Origin of the sequence: Niallia sp. Man26 (assembly GCF_022049065.2) — a bacterium.
GTDB lineage: Bacteria > Bacillota > Bacilli > Bacillales > Cytobacillaceae > Niallia.
This window is the reverse complement of record NZ_CP095744.1, coordinates 690,662-707,381: the sequence shown is the minus strand read 5'-3', so window position 1 is coordinate 707,381 and position 16,720 is coordinate 690,662. Positions and strand designations below refer to the sequence as shown.

Genomic DNA, 16,720 nt, shown 5'->3' with positions numbered 1-16,720 from the left:
GATAGCACAATATGTGTAAGGTATGCATCTCTAATTTAAATCGAAAAACCATCTCTGAGGGGGACCAACATGCTGGAGGAAATTTTGTCTCAAGTTCAAAGTGGTATGTTAAGCATAAATGAAGCTAAAAAGAAGTTAGCAACATTTGAGAACTTAGGATTTGCGAAAGTAGACCATCACCGCAATAAACGTCAAGGCTTCGCAGAAATCGTCTACGGGGAAGGGAAGGAAGCAAAGCATATTATTTCCATCATCCAATCCTTAAAAAAGCGGAACAATCAGGTTCTCGTGACGAGAGTTTCTAAAGAAAAAGCAGAAACGATTCAAAGCGTATGTCCAGAGTTTATCTATAATAAAACAGCTCGTGTTCTCTATTGGAAAGAACCGATTGAGAGGGAAGCTAAAGCTACCGATAATGGCTATATTGCAGTCATTTGTGCGGGCACATCGGATTTAAAAGTGGCAGAAGAAGCGGCAGTCACAGCAGAAGTGCTCGGAAGTGAGGTGCGTCGCATTTATGATGTAGGAGTTGCAGGAATACATCGCCTGTTCAATCATCTGGAGGAAATCCAGAATGCAACTGTTTCTGTAGTTATAGCTGGAATGGAAGGAGCACTGCCAAGTGTTGTTGGCGGTCTTGTGTCACACCCGGTAATCGCTGTGCCGACAAGCGTAGGCTATGGTGCCAATTTCAACGGCTTATCCGCATTATTAACAATGTTGAATTCCTGTGCATCAGGAATAAGTGTAGTAAATATAGATAATGGCTTTGGCGGCGGCTATAACGCTGTCCTAATCAATAAACTCGCACAGAAAGGAGTAAGAAAAAATGAAAACGCTCTACTTTGATTGTTTTTCTGGAATAAGCGGTGATATGGTAATTGGCGCATTAATCGATGCGGGAGCTGACCCAGAATTCTTAGTTCAAGAACTGTCAAAACTTAAGATGGAAGATGAATACAAGCTTGTATGGAAGAAGGTTGTCAAAAATGGAATCAGCAGCACGAAATTCGACGTAATTTTGGTGGATAATTTAACAGAACATAGTATTGCTGGCGACAGTGGGGACCATAGCCATAAACACACACACAGCCACGACGATGATCATAACCAGGAGCATTCACACAGCCACGACGATAATCATAACCAGGAGCATTCACACAGCCACGACGATGATCATAGCCATGAGCATTCACATCATCACAATCATAATCATAGTCATCAACACCGCTCTTATAAGCACATTGTGGAGCTTATACAGAGCGCTGACTTTTCTGATGATATTAAAAATACAGCATTGAAAATATTTGAGAAAATTGGCCGAGCTGAAGGACATATACATGGTATGCCCTTAGAACAAGTGCATTTTCATGAGGTTGGTGCAGTAGATTCCATTATTGATATTGTTGGGACTGCTATCTTAATTCATCATCTGGAGGTTTCTGTCATTAAGGCTTCCGCTCTCCCTGTTGGCACTGGCAGAATTAAGATTGATCACGGGATATATCCTGTACCTGCTCCTGCAACCCTGGAAATTCTGAAAGAAATTCCAATTGAACATACTAAAATTCGGGGCGAGCTGACTACTCCGACAGGTGCCGCTATTGCTGCCGCATTGGCAGACGAATTTTGTGCATTTCCATCTATAATGGTGCAATCTATCGGTTATGGTGCTGGCACAAAAAATTTTGCTGAACATCCAAATGTTCTGCGTGTAATTATTGGGGAGCAATGATGGATAATCTAGTTCATCCTTCTAATGAGGAGCATATCGATAGAAATATGATTAAAGTGGAAGTGAACTTAGATGATATTTCTGGGGAAGTGCTCGGTTATGTAATGGATTTATTGTTCGATGCTGGAGCCAACGATGTTTTTTATACTCCTATTTACATGAAGAAAAATAGACCGGGAATACTGCTGCAATTGTTGTGTTCACTGGAAAAACTAGCAGAAATAGAAAAGGTTCTTTTTATAGAAACCACCACACTCGGTGTACGTTATTATCCAGTTACTGTCCATCGGCTTGAAAGAAGATTTAGATATGTCGAGACAGAGTGGGGGACAGTAAAAGTAAAAGAGGGCATCTTGCAAGGACAGATTGTGCAGCGGGCGCCAGAGTATGAAGAGTGTAAAAAAATAGCAGTGCACCATCAAGTTCCACTGAAAAGAGTATATGAACAAGTGTGGCGAAATGGGGAAGTCAGGGAATAAAGGGGGGAGCCTGTGATGATTTTTCAATTCATATCTGTGTTATTTTTAGGATTAATACTTGGCATAAAGCATTCATTAGAACCAGATCATATTATAGCTGTATCTACTATTGTCAGTAAGGGTAAACGACTCTCCAGATCAACTTTAGCAGGCGCCTTTTGGGGAGTTGGCCATACAGCAACATTATTTGTTTTTGGAATATTGATTGTATTGCTAAAAGGGGAACTTGCTGATAAATGGGTAATGACCCTCGAATTTATAGTTGGTATAATGCTCGTATATTTAGGCAGCAAAAATATTTTTTTTGATAAAATCAAGAATATTAATAAGCAAGCTGAACGGACTTCACTTATTAAAGTTACTTTTATAGGAATTATTCACGGTCTTGCAGGAAGTGCAGCTATGGTAATATTAACGATGTCAACCGTCTCTTCTGTTTGGCAGTGTGCCTTGTACATACTCGTTTTTGGAATAGGAACAATTATTGGAATGCTCGTTTTTACCACAATTATTGGCATACCATTTGTGTATAGCACGAAAAGTGTTCGGACAAATAAGCTGCTAGTAAGATGTGCTGGGTCGATAAGCTTTGCATTTGGTCTTTATTATATGTACTCAATCGGGATAACAGATGGATTGTTTAGTCTCTGGATAAAATAAAATCGTATATAGAAAAAGATAGCTGCCTAAGTTGCTGCTATCTTTTTCTACATCCACAAATTTCTAAAAACATTCCCCAATGACTTCTTTTTCCAGTGACTTTTTCCAAAGAACCAGACATGGAACAGACGCGAGCAGTAATAAGTAAGCCAAACAGTCGTAAAGCTCCAATACCATTTCCAGTTTTCATATTGAATCAGCTTCGTGTATTTAAGTGCTAATAATTCACCAATAATGATAAAACCGGTATGGAGAAAGTAGTATCCTATTTTAACTAAGGGTCCTTTTTTTTCAGGATAATAGGAATTAAATAAGGCGCATAGTGCTGGGTATCCAATATATTCAAAGGTAAAGCTGCCCTTATATGTTTTTTTGAAAAAAAGCCGTACAGGATAGTTGATGGCATCCTTCTCTACCACTAATAAACCAAAAAGCCAGGTAATCACTAGTTTGAATAAGAAAGCCAAGACTGCTGTTCGTGACTTTTTCTTTGGGATAAGTTTGAAGAGAATGATTAAGCTTAAGGCCAATACAAAACCTTCGATGATTTTTTCCTTTTTATACTTCATTCAGCTCACCTCATATACTGAATAATGTTGCCAAAAAGGTTAATCTTATGTAATTTCTCTCCAGAAAATCATAAAAAATGCCCAAGGTTCATTTACCTTGAGCAGTTTGATTCAATCATTTATTTCTCCATCTGCAATCTTAAAGCGGTGAACTAATTTTTCCAGTTCTTCAGACAGCTTAGATAAAGCAGTCGCTGATGCAGACACTTCCTGGAAGGAAGCAGTTTGCTCTTCTGTTGCAGCAGCGACTTCTTCTGTGTTTGCTAATGTTTTGTTAGAGCTGTGTGCGATTTCTTCCATTGACTGCTGAACGCCTTGCACCTCTGTTGTAATTTGGTCTGTTGTAGAAGCAACTTCTTTAATATGACCAGCAACAACCTCGATGCTGTTCAGTATTTCTTTAATATGTGAATTAGTTCGATCCGCCAGTTCCATTCCAGAATTCACATTTTCCTTTACAAGGGTCATATTCTCCACTGTTTCTAATGAATGATTCTGAATAGTGTTGATTAATGTATCAATATGGTTGGCAGAAGTACTTGTCATATCTGCCAATTTTCTCACTTCATCAGCAACGATGGCAAAGCCTTTACCATGTTCACCAGCTCTTGCCGCCTCGATAGCCGCATTTAGGGCAAGCAAGTTCGTTTGTCCGGAAATTTCCTGAATATTGTTCAAAGTATCTTTTATTTCATTGATGCTTGAGACTAAGGAGTGCAGGCCATTTTCTGCTAATCCAACCGAATGGTGGATAGTGCCCATCTGTCCTTGCATTTTGGCCATTGCCTGTTCACCATCGTTTGCTTTTCCTTTAATACGGTCTGATTCTTTTGCTACATGGTTTGCTTTAGTTGATACATTTAAGACATTTTGTAAGGAATTATTAACTCTGTTCAGACTTTGCTGTGCAGAATTGTTTTGCTCATTACTGTTTTCTGAAATCATCTGTATCGAGTCAGCGACTTGCTCTGCTGTTACTCGTGATTGCTCCATGCTTGCAGCAAGCTCATCTGAGGATTGGGCAACAGACTTAGAAGTTTGTCCAACTTGTGAAATCATGGATCTTAGAGAAGCAACAAATTCATTGAAGGAAGTTGCCAAATGAGCAAATTCATTCTTACCACTTACCTTCACACTTTTAGTCAAGTCTCCGTCACCTGATGCAATTTCAACCATTTGCTTATTCATGATGTTTAATGGGCGTAAAATCGAACGCAGCAGTATAAAACCTAATCCAATACTTAAACCTGCTGCTAATATAATGATAGAAATTAATGTAGTTTTTGCCATATCACTGTTTTTTTCATTATCTGCTTCAATTTGACTAACATTCTCATTTATTTGTTCTACCAGCTTGTCAACAGCAGGATCAAGGACTTCTTTTCTTACATTTCTTAAGTCACCAAAATGCAATGCCTCCGAATCAGAAGGACTATTATTGAATGTGTTGACAACTTTGTCACTCATAGACGTATAAGATTGGAAGCTGGTTTCTAGTTGCTCAATACTGTCTTTATACGTTTGATAAATTGATAACTTCTCCATAGAAGTTAGCGTATCTTCAATGTTTACAGCCTTTTCTTTAATTCCATCTGTATACTGGCTGTCACCTGTCAGTAAGAACCCTCTCTCATCATTGGACATTCCTGCAAGACGATACTGAACATGTGTAACGAGACGCTGCATCTCTTTTGCTTCATTTAATTTTTTAGAATAATCCTCTGCATTATGAAGGCTGTTATTGCTGTAAATACCAATACCAACTAAAGAAAAAAGCAAAACAGTCAGTATGATAATTAATTGTGTTTTAATTTTCATTCTCCAACCTCACTCATCTTAACATATATTTCTAGATGTTATATCGGTCCGTTTGAGTGAATTTGAAGAGGTTTTTCGGAAGATGATGTGGAGTTTAGGAAGAGGGAAAGGTTGTGAGCGATTACAAATTTTTTTAATCAATTTTTTTTATATACATAATGAAGAACACAATACTAGTAAGAAAATAATAAATACCTAGAATAGGTAAACAATCGGCGGCTATAACTATTAAACCACCTGTATTCATTAATAATCTCCAAAAAAAAAAACTAATTAGAAATACGAACGGAACAACAATGAAAAGGACAGTGAAGATAAAGTTAATTTTATTCGCCACTATATAAACCTCCTATACTATATTAATTCCAGCTGGAATTGGTAAGTAACAATTTTAGAGTTGCAATCATAATAGAAAAGAAGGCTTATGAAGACTCTTTAGTTTTGCTTTTACGATATTTTACAATGTCATATATAGCTCGGAGTGAAAAAATGATAATACCTAAAGCAATAATCCTTTTATCGTTATCAATAACTCGAATAAACAAAATAACAAGTATGACATAGCACAATAGATTAATAATGTTTCAGATATTTAATTTAGTCATTCGACTTTATATTAATTATCACTTTTATTACAAATATTTACTTTGTTTAACGCAATATACTTTCATATATGAAAGAGGTTAATAGACATCCTGCTTAGAATGCTTGTGTAAAATTGGGTGAGCACTCCTTGTTGCAAACTCCAAAGTACTCAATATCTGTATTTTTATAGGTTTGTTATTAATCATACATCTATATTCATGAATAGTTAAGAGAGTCTAGTTTTTCGAATAAAGTTAAAAATGGTAAAATAAATCTATTTTTCATATGTAAGCGATTAACAAAAAATAACTATGTATGTATTATTATGGAAATTTAGTATCTTATTAATATAAGTTTTAATAAAAGAATGGGGAGACATTAACGATGAAAAAGATACTTGTATATCCATTGTTAGCTGTTGTCAGTGTATTTGGGATGGGAGCCTGTTCGACAGAAACTGGTGCAGGATTAAAAGCAGAAAAAGAAAGAGAAATCGATGCTGCGCATTGGTCTTATGAAGGAGACACTAGTCCTGTTCACTGGGGAGAATTAGGTCAAGCAAACTTAGCTTGTGTTGATGGAACGGAACAGTCACCCATTAATATTGATTTCTCTCAAGTAGAAGCAGAGACATCTGAAGGGGAGACGGAAATTAAGTATAAGTCTTCGTTCTTTACTCTTCAAAACAATGGGCATACAATTCAAGCAAATGCAGTAGACAAAAGCAATACGGCTGTAATTAACGGGAAGGAATACAACCTTGCACAGTTTCATTTCCATACCCCGAGCGAACATCAATTTAACGGAAAAAATTATGAGATGGAGCTTCATTTAGTTCATAAAGATGAAGATGGGAAGATTGCAGTTATTGGTGTAATGATTCAGGAAGGGAAAGAAAATAAAATATTAGCTGATTTATGGAATCAACTTCCACAAGAAGAAACAAAGGCAGATATCTCCTTAACTAAACCAGTTGATTTAAGTGCATTGCTTCCAAAAGAGCAAACTGCCTTTCATTATGATGGATCTTTAACAACACCGCCGTGTACAGAACAAGTAAACTGGACTGTGTTTGAAACACCAATTGAAATGTCGAAAGAACAAATTGAGACATTTCGACGAATTTTCCCTGACGACCATCGTCCCGTTCAATCTTTAAATGAACGAATCATCATAAAGAGCTAAGGAAGGCAAATCTGAACAACAAAAGCTAAACAATTTAGCTTTTGTTGTTTCTATAACAGTGTTACTTATCCTGCTTATTTGGAAGGCTTAAGGCTGTGTCTGTTGTTTGCAAGTCTACATTCAGCTGTTCATTCACATTGCTGGGATGATAGTAGCCGTTTGCTACCATATAATCACTGATTTTGCCATGTAAGTCTATCGCATCATGCAATTGTTTGTTCAACACGCAACGGACCTCCGGGGTAGCAGCCTCCGTAATCGCAAAAGCATAGTTTCTTATGCCAGATTTGGCGGAAATTAATAAATCTGTGGCAATAACCTGATCCGTAATATCTCCTAAGCCGATAAGGTTTTGCATAATTCCATTCATAATACATTGCCTCCTTGCTGAGCCAGCAAGCTCCTAAGTGCTTCGACAGCCTCACGAGATTGTGCCGCATCTAGATTAAGAATATCTTGAAGTGCGGCATCTTTTGCTAAAGTACCCATCGTTGTTGATTTAGTCAAGCATGTATTTTTAAATGTAAGAAGTTCATGAAGTTCTAAGCTTTCATGCAACCCTAAATTTCTTGGCATATGTTAATCCTCCTTCATAACACTTGCATACATAGTCCTTGTTATAATTTCACTAATAAAAGAGTTTATGCACTGTCTTACACTCATCCTGAGTTCCTGAATTTTCCTTCCAATTCCGTTCATTTTCTCGGCTGATTTATACAAAATAAACAGGAGAGATGAGGTGGAAATATGCCAAATGGCAGAGGTACACATGGGTTTGCAAATATAGAATCATTTGATTCTAACCGAAAAGTGCAAGAAAGACCGAGTAAAGAAAAGTTCGAACAGTCAAAACCAAAAAAATAAATAAAATAGAAATACTTCAACAGGTATAGTCTTGTTGAAGTATTTTGTATTAATCTGGAATTTTTGCAATCCGCATAAAGGAAAGATTGTAAACGAAAAATACTTTAGTAAACCTATGGAGGTGAGTGTATGGAGACTAATGGCTTAGCAAACCATGAGACATTAGAGCTGCATGAAATGCTGAATTTCAAAACAACTTGTGTAATTAAATCCAAGATGATGTCCGGTGTCGTCTTTGATCAGGAATTAAAGGCGTTAATGGAGAAGGATGTGGAGCAATCCATTCAGGCACTGGAATATTTGCAAAACTTTTATAAAATGCCTAACCCAGTTTCGGAGGAGAACTACAATGATTAAAGATTACTTAGAGGTGGAAAATGCGGAAGGCATGCCGGAAATGGCTGATTCTGCATTAGCGCTGGAGTTTTTGCTGAGCATTAAGACCGGTGTTCGAAATGCTGCGACTGCCTTGTCTGAAACGGTAACACCAGATTTACGGGAAGCTTTTCGGATTCAGCTTGAGGCAGGGTTGGCTTTACATGAAGAAGTGTCGAGCTTCATGATGAAAAAAGGGTGGCTGCATCCATATAATTTAGAAGATCAATACAAGATGGATTTAAAGTCTATTGAAGGTGCTTTAATGATTGGAAAGATGGATTTATTTCCTGGAGATACTTCCCGCCTTGGCATGATGGCGCAAATAGATGACGATGAATAAGAAAGGATGTAAAGAATGAAGGCTGTTACTTTCCAAGGCATTAAAGATGTAAAGGTTAAAGAAGTGCCGAGTCCAAAGATTGAAAAGAGTGATGATATTGTGATAAAAGTCACCACTTCAGCAATATGCGGATCTGATCTTCACTTAATACATGGAATGATTCCGAACTTTCCAGAAGATTATATTATCGGACATGAGCCAATGGGGATTGTCGAAGAAGTGGGACCTGACGTGAAAAATCTCCAAAAAGGGGACAGAGTTATCATTCCGTTTAACGTGGCCTGCGGGGAATGCTTCTTTTGCAAAAATAATCTAGAAAGCCAATGTGATAATTCTAATGACAATGGTGAAATTGGTGGTTTTTTTGGTTACTCCGATTTAACGGGAGGCTATCCTGGCGGTCAGGCTGAATATTTGCGTGTGCCATATGCCAATTTTACCCCATTCAAAATACCCGAAAATTGTGAAGTTGAGGATGAACAATTGGTACTGCTGTCAGACGCAGCTTCTACTGCTTTTTGGTCCGTTGATAATGCAGGTGTAAAGGATGGAGACACAGTGGTAATCCTCGGCTGCGGTCCGGTAGGTTTGCTGGCCCAAAAGTTTGCATGGTTTAAAGGCGCAAAAAGAGTTATCGCTGTGGATAATCTCGAATATCGCCTGCAGCATGCAAAAAAAACAAATAAAGTCGAGACAGTTAATTTTGAGCATCATCCCAATACAGGTGAATACTTAAAGGAGATAACAAAGGGCGGAGCGGATGTTGTCATCGATGCAGTTGGTATGGACGGGAAAATGACACCGATGGAATATCTCGCTACTGGCTTAAAGCTCCATGGCGGAACATTGAGTGCATTAGTTATTGCCAGTCAGGCTGTTCGCAAAGGCGGCACCATTCAAGTAACCGGCGTATATGGCGGAAGATATAACGCTTTTCCTTTAGGCGACATCTTTCAAAGAAATGTTAATATCCGTTCAGGACAAGCTCCTGTCATCCATTATATGCCTTACCTATATAATCTTGTATCACAAGGCAAGATGGATTTCGGTGATGTAATCACACATGTCATGCCCCTTAGTGAGGCAGAAAAGGGCTATGAATATTTTGATACACGAACAGACAACTGTATTAAAGTTGTCCTTAAACCTTGAATTAATAAAAACTAACCCACAAACATTCCGTGCAGCTATGCAATGCTAGTGGGTTAGTTTTTTTATTTATGAGCTACTTGTCATATCTTTCTCTTTTTGCTCAATATCTTTAATGATATCCTCAATTGTCACATTTTCCAGCTCTTTTTCTAAGGCTGTTTGGGCTGATGATAAAACTGGCGTAATCGAATCCTGAATGTTTCTGCCGACAGGGCAGTCACGCAGCGGATTTTCATGTACACTGAATAATTCCTGCTCTTTTACAACAGCAACAGCTTTATATACATCTATTAAGCGGATAGCGGAGGGAGGCTTAGCAAGCTTAGCCCCAGCAATTCCTGGCTGAACTTCAATCAGCCCGTTTTTTTTCAGCATTCCCATAATTTTTCTGATCAAAGTGGGGTTTGTATTAACACTTCCTGCCAAAAATTCAGAAGAGCTGACTCCTTTTTTATTAATTTCCAATAGAGCTAATATATGAACACCAACAGTAAACCTGCTGCTTATTTGCACAAAACTCACCTGCTTATACGATTATGAAGATCTTAGAATAAGAATAAAAAGTATTATACATGATATTCCCCAAAAAATAAAAAAACATTCTCGTTGACAAAAGTTATAGAGGTATCTATTATGGATACAGGTATTCAAAATAATTACAGCGTTATTATGCATGATAACATCATTACATGAATAAATTTACTTGGAGGAATTGCAATGAAACTATTAGTAACTGGAGCAACTGGCAAATTAGGAAGCAAGGTGGTGAAGGAATTACTTAAAAAAGTGCCTGCAGAACAACTGGCAGTGAGTGTCCGCAATCCAGAGAAAGCAGAATGGATTTCTGCGCTTGGAGTGGAAGTTCGCCAAGGCGATTTTAATCAGCCTGAAACTTTGGCTGCAGCTTTTGCAGGGATTGACCGTTTGCTTATCATTTCAGCAGATGGAGATAACGAAACAAGAATCCGCCAGCATACAGATGCAGTAGCCGAAGCCGAGCGTGCTGGAGTGAAATTCATCGCATACACAAGTATCGGCAATGCACAGGCAAGCAGCAATTTCCTTGCTCCAACACATAAAGCAACAGAAACAAGAATTCAAGAGTCTGGTTTACCATATTCTTTCTTGCGCAACAACTGGTACTTAGAAAATGAAAGCTCCAGCATCCAAGGAGTTCTAGCAGGAGCACCATGGATAACATCAGCAGGAAACGGCAAAGTCGGCTGGGCGTTGCAGCAGGATTATGCAGAGGCAGCAGCGATAGTGCTTTCTGGAACTGGTCACGAAAATACAATTTATGAACTTTCTGGCCCATTGCTAACAACGGATGAAATGGCCGCAGAGCTTGGTGCTGTTATTGGGGCAAATGTTGCTGTACAGCATGTGGATGATGCTGCTTACACAGAGATTATGAAGGGCGCAGGTGTTCCAGAGTTTCTCCTGCCAATGCTTGTTAATATTCAAAAAGACATCCGTGAAGGAACATTAGAAATTGAAAGCAATGACTTTGAAAAGGTGCTTGGACGTCCAGTAACATCTATTCGTAAAGGATTAGAGCAAATAGTCAAAGAAAACACTAAATAAGAGATCTTTCTCTTGTGACAGGTGGTTGATAAAATGAGTTTTTTCAAAAAGATTTTTGGGAAACAAACAGAGGAGGATGAGACAATGGCAGTTGAAAAGCTAAATATCGGGATTATTTTAGGAAGCACTAGAGAAGGTAGAGTAAGTCCGCAAGTAGGGGCATGGGTGAAAGAAATTGCTGACAAACGCGGTGATGCTAATTACGAAGTCGTTGATATTGCTGAATTTAATCTGCCGTTTCTTGGCACTACAGATGGCAGTGAGCCAAGTATAACGGCATGGAATCAAAAGCTCAACAGCCTAGATGGATTTGTCTTTATCGTTCAAGAATACAACCACAGTATCACAGGAGCATTAAAAAATGCCCTTGATTCAGCTCGCGAAGCCTGGAACAATAAAGCAGCTGGGATAGTAAGCTATGGTTCAACAGGCGGAGCTCGAGCTGCAGAACATTTAAGAGGGATTTTAGGGGAACTTTTGATTGCCGACGTGCGTGTTCATCCAACTTTATCCTTATTCACAGATTTCGAAAATGGCTCTGTATTTAAGCCAGCTGATCTGCATCTTACAAATGTAAATGCAATGCTTGACCAAGTAAATGCTTGGAGCGGCGCTTTAAAAACAATAAGAAAGTAAAGATTTAATATAGATAAACCGGGCATCCGAAAGGATGGCCGGTTTTTTGCTTCATACGTTTCAGCTAAAAAAGTGTTGATTTTCTCGCTCCGGAAATTGGAAATATGGTTATCGCATACGTTTAACTCTATTATTATAATTTTTAAATGGCCTAAATTAGCGCAAGCGCCTAATCCGTTTTATCAATTATAAGTACCCATTATAGATGTATACATCGCCTATACATCGCCTTTAAAGATGCTGCTTGTGCAGAGAGCGTTTTACGATTTTATGAATTTTTTGTCGCTGCTCCCATTCTATGCCATAATGGAAACTGAAATAAGGAGTGATCAAACATGCAAAAAATAATGATTGTTGAGGATGATCCTAAAATTGCAACCCATTTAAAGACGCATATTGAAAAATATGGTTATGATGTGACGTGTGTCATTGATTTTGAACATGTAATGAATACATTTTATGAAATAAATCCAAATCTAGTGCTGTTAGATATTAATTTGCCAAGCTTTGATGGTTATTATTGGTGCAGGCAAATTCGCAAGGAATCGGTTTGTCCTGTGATTTTTCTTTCTGCAAGGATAGGGGAGATGGATCAAGTGATGGCATTAGAGAATGGCGGAGATGACTATATAACAAAGCCGTTTAGTGCAGAAATTGTAATCGCAAAAATCCGCAGCCAGCTGCGCCGTGCTTACGGGGAGTATGCCAGCATTCCAGAGAGCCGAATCTTAGAAAACGCTGGTCTAAGATTCTTTCCAGAGAGACTCGAGCTTACCTATAGAAGCAAGAGTATTTCTTTATCAAAGAAAGAAGCAGATATTATTGAAAGCTTGATGGAACGATATCCTCGTGTGGCTGGACGAGAGGATTTACTGGAAAAGCTGTGGGATGACCAAAGCTATGTAGATGAAAATACATTGAATGTTAATATTACAAGAGTCCGTAAAAAGTTTCAGGAAATTGGCTTACACGATGCAGTGGAAACTGTAAGAGGAGCAGGATATCGGTTACATGTATCATGGTCGGCGGAAAAGAAATGAGATTATTCTTAAAAGAGCATACGTTGTTGATTTTTGTGCAGGCTGTGCAAATGCTCCTTTTTCTTTCGATTTTTTGGTTTGATGGCTATCGAGATATTAAGCTGTTTGCTTACGCTGTTTTTCTCAGCTTTTTCATCCTTGTTAGTTATTTCCTATATTATTATTTATCACGGCAGAAAATGTACAAGCGTTTAAATCAGCCGCTGGAAACGCTTGATGACAGCTATCAAAAAACAGATGATGCCCCGATTTCTAAAGCCTTCGATGAGTTGATGCGAACTCAATACAAACTTTTTCAAAATCAATTGAAACTAGTTGAAAAAGAGCAGGAAGAGCATCGTAAGTTTATGGACCAATGGGTGCATCAGATGAAAACCCCATTATCAGTAATTGAACTCACTGCCCAAAATTTAGATGAACCTGAGTCATCCAGCATCCGCGAAGAGACGGAAGTAATGAAGACTGGTCTGAACACAGTTTTGTATATAGCCAGGTTAAAAACAATAGAGCAGGATTTTCATATCAAGCCGGTAAATCTAGCAAAATTGATAGATGAAGTGAACGGTGAGAATAAACGCTTTTATATCAGGAACAAGGTTTATCCTAAGCTAGAGGTGCAAAAGCCAGGAATGACAGTCGAGACTGATGAGAAGTGGCTGTTTTTTATTCTCACCCAGCTTATTAGTAATGCAGTTAAATATTCTTCTGGGATTAGTAATCGGATTGTTATTTCCATTTATGAAAGAGAGAAACAAGCCATTCTGGAAGTAAAGGATTTTGGAATTGGCATACCAGAAAGCGATAAAAAGCGGATTTTCGATCCCTTTTTTACCGGAGAAAATGGCAGAAAGTTTCGGGAATCAACAGGGATGGGACTGTATTTAACGAAGGAGACGCTGAAATATCTCGGTCACCAGATTGAAATGGAGTCAGCATCAGGTAAAGGTACAACTTTTCGCATCGTTTTCTCGGACACGCAAAACCTTACAAGCTTGTAAGGAAAGTGTAAGAAGAATCGATAGTTAAGCACTACTTTTGCAAGGTATACTAATCACAGGTCAAAAGCAGAAAAGGAGATCTTGTGATGTTAGAAGTGAACCAGGTCAGTAAAATATATGAAGGCAAAATTGCTTATAAAGCATTAAACAATATAAATTTATCTGTTGAAAACGGCGAATTTGTAGGAATTATGGGACCCTCTGGCAGTGGGAAAACGACTCTTTTAAATATGATAGCAACAATTGATGAGCCAACGACTGGCGAGATATTGATCAATGGTAATAATCCGCATCAGCTCAAAAGAGAGGAGCTGGCAAAATTCCGCAGACGGGAGCTGGGCTTTGTATTTCAGGATTTTAATTTGCTGCATACCTTAACGGTAGAAGAAAATATTGTTCTTCCGTTGACACTCGATGGCAAAAAAGTAAAAGAGATGAAACAAAAGGCACAGGAAATCGCGGGAAAATTGGGGATTACCGCTATTATGAATAAGCGCACCTATGAGATTTCTGGAGGTCAGGCGCAAAGGGCAGCAGTGGCAAGGGCGATGATTCATGTCCCTAAATTGCTGCTTGCTGATGAACCAACCGGAAATTTAGATTCGAAGTCGTCCAAAGATGTCATGGAAATGCTGGAAACGATAAATAAACAGGAGCGCACAACGATGCTACTTGTGACTCATGATCCGCAAGCAGCCAGTTATTGTAATCGGGTAATTTTTATTCGGGACGGCAATTTTTATTCGGAAATTCATCGCGGCGATAATCGCCAAGCCTTCTTCCAAAGAATAATTGATACACTTTCTTTACTAGGAGGAGATGGGCATGACCTTTCGCAGATTCGCGTTTAATAATGTTATCCGCAACAAACGACTGTATGCAGCCTACTTCCTAAGCAGTATGTTTACGGTGATGGTATTCTTCACATTTGCGATTTTCGCCTACCATCACGTTATATCTGGAAGTGACATGAATTCCTCCGTACAACAAGGGATGAATATTGCAGGAGGAATCATCTATGTCTTTTCCTTCTTCTTCATACTATATTCTATGAGTTCATTCTTGAGCACCCGGAAGAAAGAGTTAGGGTTATTGATGATGCAAGGGATGTCCGTTAGGCAAGTTCGTCTCATGATATTCATGGAGAACATGGTAATCGGTTTTTTTGCAACCTTAGGCGGTATTTTATTAGGATTGATTTTTTCTAAAGTGTTATTATTAATCGCAGAAAATGTGCTTGTTTTGGATGACGCGCTAAACTTTTATTTTCCTACACAAGCCATTATCATCACATTTCTTTCGTTTATATTGTTGTTTTTGTTTATTTCGTTATTTGTTTCCTATATACTACGCAGTCGCAAGCTCATCGATTTAATCAAAGGAAATAAGAAGTCAAAAGGTGAACCAAAAGCTAATATCTTTTTAACGATTTCTGCAGTATTGCTGATTGGAGTTGGCTATGCAGCTGCTCTAATAGTAGAAGGTGCTGTCGTGATTGTCGCGATGCTGCCAGTAGTAATAGTCGTAATTATCGGTACTTATCTGTTGTTTACACAGCTGAGTGTATATATCATCCGCAGATTGAAACATAACAACAACATATTCTGGCGAAAAACAAATATGATTCTTTTTTCTGATTTATCCTTCCGGATAAAGGATAATGCCCGTACTTTTTTTATGGTTGCCATTATATCTACAGTAGCCTTTAGTGCAATCGGAACATTGTTTGGGTTTCAAACCTTCCTAACGGCAGGGCTGAAAAATAACAATCCTTATACGTTTGACTATATAACGGGAGATCAAGACAAGGAAGATGTTGCTTTTATAAATGAAACAATCAAGGAAGAAAAGATGGAAGCAAATCATGAGCAAACCCAGCTCCGCTATTATGAGGTAGGACAAGATCATATCGTTATAACTAGTGAAACAGAATTTAATCGATTTGCTGTTTTATTGGGAGAAAACACAATTAATATTGGCAAAGGTGAGGTTAAGGTAGTTGAATTTACCGGCAATGAATTTGGCCAAACGGAAGAATTACTTAAACAACCGTTAAAATTGAATTCAGGTACATCCTTGGTTCCAAAAGAAGTGATTTATTCCAGAGCCCTTCCAGCAACGGATTCTTATTATGTAGTTTCTGACCAGGACTTTGAGGAACTGCCAGCTCCTTTAAGTGAGGAGAGCTATCATGCATGGCAAGTCACAGAAGGGCAAGACAATATTATAGCAGCTTCCAAAAAGATAGAAGAAGTAGTTCCTCCTTATGAATTTTCTGCTAAGGATTATAGTATCTATCAGCTCAATAAGCAATATGGCTTAGTATTATTTGTAGGCTTGTTTATTGGAATAGTCTTTTTTGTTTCAGCGGGAAGCTTTCTATATTTCCGACTGTACGCAGATTTAGAGGAAGACAAACAGAAGTTTCGGTCTATTGCCAAAATGGGATTAACAGAGAAAGAATTGAAGAACGTTCTTACAAGACAAACGGCAATTCTATTCTTTACGCAGATTTTGGTGGCACTGATTCATGGGGCAGTTGCACTAACAGCGTTATCACATTTATTTTATTATGATTTAACAAAAATATCCACAGCAGTACTAGGTGTATTTACATTAATCCAAATAATTTACTTTGCGATTGTCCGCTTTTTTTACACAAAGCAGGTTAAAAATGTCCTTTGATGAAGGAAAAAA

At 38.2% G+C, this 16,720-nt stretch carries 20 protein-coding genes; 14 read left to right on the top strand and 6 right to left on the bottom strand.

The window, feature by feature from the left end; genetic code table 11:
• Positions 1-69 precede the first annotated feature (69 nt).
• The 4 genes from larB to L8T27_RS23050 are packed head-to-tail and all read left to right on the top strand — an operon-like array spanning position 70 to position 2,874.
• Entirely contained in the window at positions 70-849 is a 780-nt protein-coding gene (larB, locus tag L8T27_RS23060; protein ID WP_237943209.1) for a nickel pincer cofactor biosynthesis protein LarB, read from the top strand.
• Positions 830-1,735 (top strand): nickel pincer cofactor biosynthesis protein LarC, encoded by a 906-nt coding sequence (gene larC / locus L8T27_RS28815; RefSeq protein ID WP_282581441.1) that lies wholly within the window; start codon positions 830-832, stop codon positions 1,733-1,735. The genes larB and larC overlap by 20 nt, the downstream gene beginning before the upstream one ends.
• Complete coding sequence (larC2, locus tag L8T27_RS28810) at positions 1,732-2,214, top strand: nickel pincer cofactor biosynthesis protein LarC2 (protein WP_396953821.1); 483 nt, start codon at positions 1,732-1,734, stop codon at positions 2,212-2,214. Before larC ends, larC2 begins: the two co-directional genes overlap by 4 nt.
• 15 nt (positions 2,215-2,229) lie before the next feature.
• Positions 2,230-2,874 (top strand): HupE/UreJ family protein, encoded by a 645-nt coding sequence (locus L8T27_RS23050; RefSeq protein WP_237944186.1) that lies wholly within the window; start codon positions 2,230-2,232, stop codon positions 2,872-2,874.
• Between the two features lie 47 nt (positions 2,875-2,921).
• Here the strand turns inward: L8T27_RS23050 and L8T27_RS23045 are convergent, their stop codons facing one another.
• From L8T27_RS23045 to L8T27_RS23035, 3 genes are all read right to left on the bottom strand, one after another.
• Positions 2,922-3,443 carry a CBO0543 family protein gene (locus L8T27_RS23045; protein WP_233314849.1) on the bottom strand — a complete coding sequence of 174 codons (522 nt, stop codon included), beginning with the start codon at positions 3,441-3,443 and terminating at the stop codon, positions 2,922-2,924.
• 111 nt (positions 3,444-3,554) lie between these two features.
• Positions 3,555-5,261 carry a methyl-accepting chemotaxis protein gene (locus L8T27_RS23040; protein ID WP_237943207.1) on the bottom strand — a complete coding sequence of 569 codons (1,707 nt, stop codon included), beginning with the start codon at positions 5,259-5,261 and terminating at the stop codon, positions 3,555-3,557.
• Between the two features lie 133 nt (positions 5,262-5,394).
• Entirely contained in the window at positions 5,395-5,598 is a 204-nt protein-coding gene (locus tag L8T27_RS23035; protein ID WP_237943205.1) for a hypothetical protein, read from the bottom strand.
• Positions 5,599-6,230: 632 nt separating this feature from the next.
• Between L8T27_RS23035 and L8T27_RS23030 the strand changes: the two genes are divergently transcribed.
• Complete coding sequence (locus L8T27_RS23030) at positions 6,231-7,031, top strand: carbonic anhydrase (RefSeq protein ID WP_233314851.1); 801 nt, start codon at positions 6,231-6,233, stop codon at positions 7,029-7,031.
• A 61-nt stretch (positions 7,032-7,092) separates the two neighbouring features.
• Here L8T27_RS23030 and L8T27_RS23025 read toward each other — a convergent pair whose 3' ends face one another.
• Together L8T27_RS23025 and L8T27_RS23020 are read right to left on the bottom strand one after the other, a co-directional pair.
• Positions 7,093-7,401: a spore coat protein gene (locus L8T27_RS23025; RefSeq protein WP_233314852.1), complete on the bottom strand. Its 309-nt coding sequence runs from the start codon at positions 7,399-7,401 to the stop codon at positions 7,093-7,095.
• Positions 7,398-7,607 (bottom strand): hypothetical protein, encoded by a 210-nt coding sequence (locus tag L8T27_RS23020; RefSeq protein ID WP_233314853.1) that lies wholly within the window; start codon positions 7,605-7,607, stop codon positions 7,398-7,400. Before L8T27_RS23020 ends, L8T27_RS23025 begins: the two co-directional genes overlap by 4 nt.
• Before the next feature lie 417 nt (positions 7,608-8,024).
• On the opposite strand from L8T27_RS23020, the gene L8T27_RS23015 reads away from it, so the two are divergent.
• Genes L8T27_RS23015 through L8T27_RS23005 form a run of 3 tightly spaced genes read left to right on the top strand, consistent with a single transcriptional unit; the run spans position 8,025 to position 9,765 of the window.
• On the top strand, positions 8,025-8,252 hold the full coding sequence (locus L8T27_RS23015; protein WP_233314854.1) for a spore coat protein: 228 nt from the start codon (positions 8,025-8,027) through the stop codon (positions 8,250-8,252).
• Complete coding sequence (locus L8T27_RS23010; protein ID WP_233314855.1) at positions 8,245-8,613, top strand: spore coat protein; 369 nt, start codon at positions 8,245-8,247, stop codon at positions 8,611-8,613. The genes L8T27_RS23015 and L8T27_RS23010 overlap by 8 nt, the downstream gene beginning before the upstream one ends.
• Before the next feature lie 15 nt (positions 8,614-8,628).
• Positions 8,629-9,765, top strand: coding sequence for a zinc-dependent alcohol dehydrogenase (locus L8T27_RS23005; RefSeq protein ID WP_233314856.1), 1,137 nt, complete (start codon positions 8,629-8,631; stop codon positions 9,763-9,765).
• A 66-nt stretch (positions 9,766-9,831) separates the two neighbouring features.
• Here L8T27_RS23005 and L8T27_RS23000 read toward each other — a convergent pair whose 3' ends face one another.
• Entirely contained in the window at positions 9,832-10,278 is a 447-nt protein-coding gene (locus L8T27_RS23000) for an Rrf2 family transcriptional regulator (protein WP_237943203.1), read from the bottom strand.
• A gap of 204 nt (positions 10,279-10,482) precedes the next feature.
• Between L8T27_RS23000 and L8T27_RS22995 the strand changes: the two genes are divergently transcribed.
• The 6 genes from L8T27_RS22995 (at position 10,483) to L8T27_RS22970 (ending at position 16,708) form a co-directional block, all read left to right on the top strand.
• Positions 10,483-11,349 carry an SDR family oxidoreductase gene (locus tag L8T27_RS22995; protein ID WP_237943202.1) on the top strand — a complete coding sequence of 289 codons (867 nt, stop codon included), beginning with the start codon at positions 10,483-10,485 and terminating at the stop codon, positions 11,347-11,349.
• 33 nt (positions 11,350-11,382) lie between these two features.
• Positions 11,383-11,985 carry an NADPH-dependent FMN reductase gene (locus tag L8T27_RS22990; RefSeq protein WP_233314859.1) on the top strand — a complete coding sequence of 201 codons (603 nt, stop codon included), beginning with the start codon at positions 11,383-11,385 and terminating at the stop codon, positions 11,983-11,985.
• Between the two features lie 335 nt (positions 11,986-12,320).
• Positions 12,321-13,025 carry a response regulator transcription factor gene (locus L8T27_RS22985; protein ID WP_237943199.1) on the top strand — a complete coding sequence of 235 codons (705 nt, stop codon included), beginning with the start codon at positions 12,321-12,323 and terminating at the stop codon, positions 13,023-13,025.
• On the top strand, positions 13,022-14,023 hold the full coding sequence (locus tag L8T27_RS22980) for a sensor histidine kinase (protein WP_237944185.1): 1,002 nt from the start codon (positions 13,022-13,024) through the stop codon (positions 14,021-14,023). The genes L8T27_RS22985 and L8T27_RS22980 overlap by 4 nt, the downstream gene beginning before the upstream one ends.
• A gap of 86 nt (positions 14,024-14,109) precedes the next feature.
• Complete coding sequence (locus L8T27_RS22975; protein ID WP_233314862.1) at positions 14,110-14,874, top strand: ABC transporter ATP-binding protein; 765 nt, start codon at positions 14,110-14,112, stop codon at positions 14,872-14,874.
• Complete coding sequence (locus L8T27_RS22970; RefSeq protein ID WP_237943197.1) at positions 14,849-16,708, top strand: ABC transporter permease; 1,860 nt, start codon at positions 14,849-14,851, stop codon at positions 16,706-16,708. Before L8T27_RS22975 ends, L8T27_RS22970 begins: the two co-directional genes overlap by 26 nt.
• Positions 16,709-16,720 lie beyond the last annotated feature (12 nt).

Bases quoted from the DNA above. Each gene is read 5' to 3' on its own strand.
- larB (WP_237943209.1), top strand. From the start codon at position 70: ATGCTGGAGGAAATTTTGTCTCAAGTTCAAAGTGGTATGTTAAGCATA.
- larC (WP_282581441.1), top strand. From the start codon at position 830: ATGAAAACGCTCTACTTTGATTGTTTTTCTGGAATAAGCGGTGATATG.
- larC2 (WP_396953821.1), top strand. From the start codon at position 1,732: ATGATGGATAATCTAGTTCATCCTTCTAATGAGGAGCATATCGATAGA.
- L8T27_RS23050 (WP_237944186.1), top strand. From the start codon at position 2,230: ATGATTTTTCAATTCATATCTGTGTTATTTTTAGGATTAATACTTGGC.
- L8T27_RS23045 (WP_233314849.1), bottom strand. From the start codon at position 3,443: ATGAAGTATAAAAAGGAAAAAATCATCGAAGGTTTTGTATTGGCCTTA.
- L8T27_RS23040 (WP_237943207.1), bottom strand. From the start codon at position 5,261: ATGAAAATTAAAACACAATTAATTATCATACTGACTGTTTTGCTTTTT.
- L8T27_RS23030 (WP_233314851.1), top strand. From the start codon at position 6,231: ATGAAAAAGATACTTGTATATCCATTGTTAGCTGTTGTCAGTGTATTT.
- L8T27_RS23025 (WP_233314852.1), bottom strand. From the start codon at position 7,401: ATGAATGGAATTATGCAAAACCTTATCGGCTTAGGAGATATTACGGAT.
- L8T27_RS23020 (WP_233314853.1), bottom strand. From the start codon at position 7,607: ATGCCAAGAAATTTAGGGTTGCATGAAAGCTTAGAACTTCATGAACTT.
- L8T27_RS23015 (WP_233314854.1), top strand. From the start codon at position 8,025: ATGGAGACTAATGGCTTAGCAAACCATGAGACATTAGAGCTGCATGAA.
- L8T27_RS23010 (WP_233314855.1), top strand. From the start codon at position 8,245: ATGATTAAAGATTACTTAGAGGTGGAAAATGCGGAAGGCATGCCGGAA.
- L8T27_RS23005 (WP_233314856.1), top strand. From the start codon at position 8,629: ATGAAGGCTGTTACTTTCCAAGGCATTAAAGATGTAAAGGTTAAAGAA.
- L8T27_RS22995 (WP_237943202.1), top strand. From the start codon at position 10,483: ATGAAACTATTAGTAACTGGAGCAACTGGCAAATTAGGAAGCAAGGTG.
- L8T27_RS22990 (WP_233314859.1), top strand. From the start codon at position 11,383: ATGAGTTTTTTCAAAAAGATTTTTGGGAAACAAACAGAGGAGGATGAG.
- L8T27_RS22985 (WP_237943199.1), top strand. From the start codon at position 12,321: ATGCAAAAAATAATGATTGTTGAGGATGATCCTAAAATTGCAACCCAT.
- L8T27_RS22980 (WP_237944185.1), top strand. From the start codon at position 13,022: ATGAGATTATTCTTAAAAGAGCATACGTTGTTGATTTTTGTGCAGGCT.
- L8T27_RS22975 (WP_233314862.1), top strand. From the start codon at position 14,110: ATGTTAGAAGTGAACCAGGTCAGTAAAATATATGAAGGCAAAATTGCT.
- L8T27_RS22970 (WP_237943197.1), top strand. From the start codon at position 14,849: ATGACCTTTCGCAGATTCGCGTTTAATAATGTTATCCGCAACAAACGA.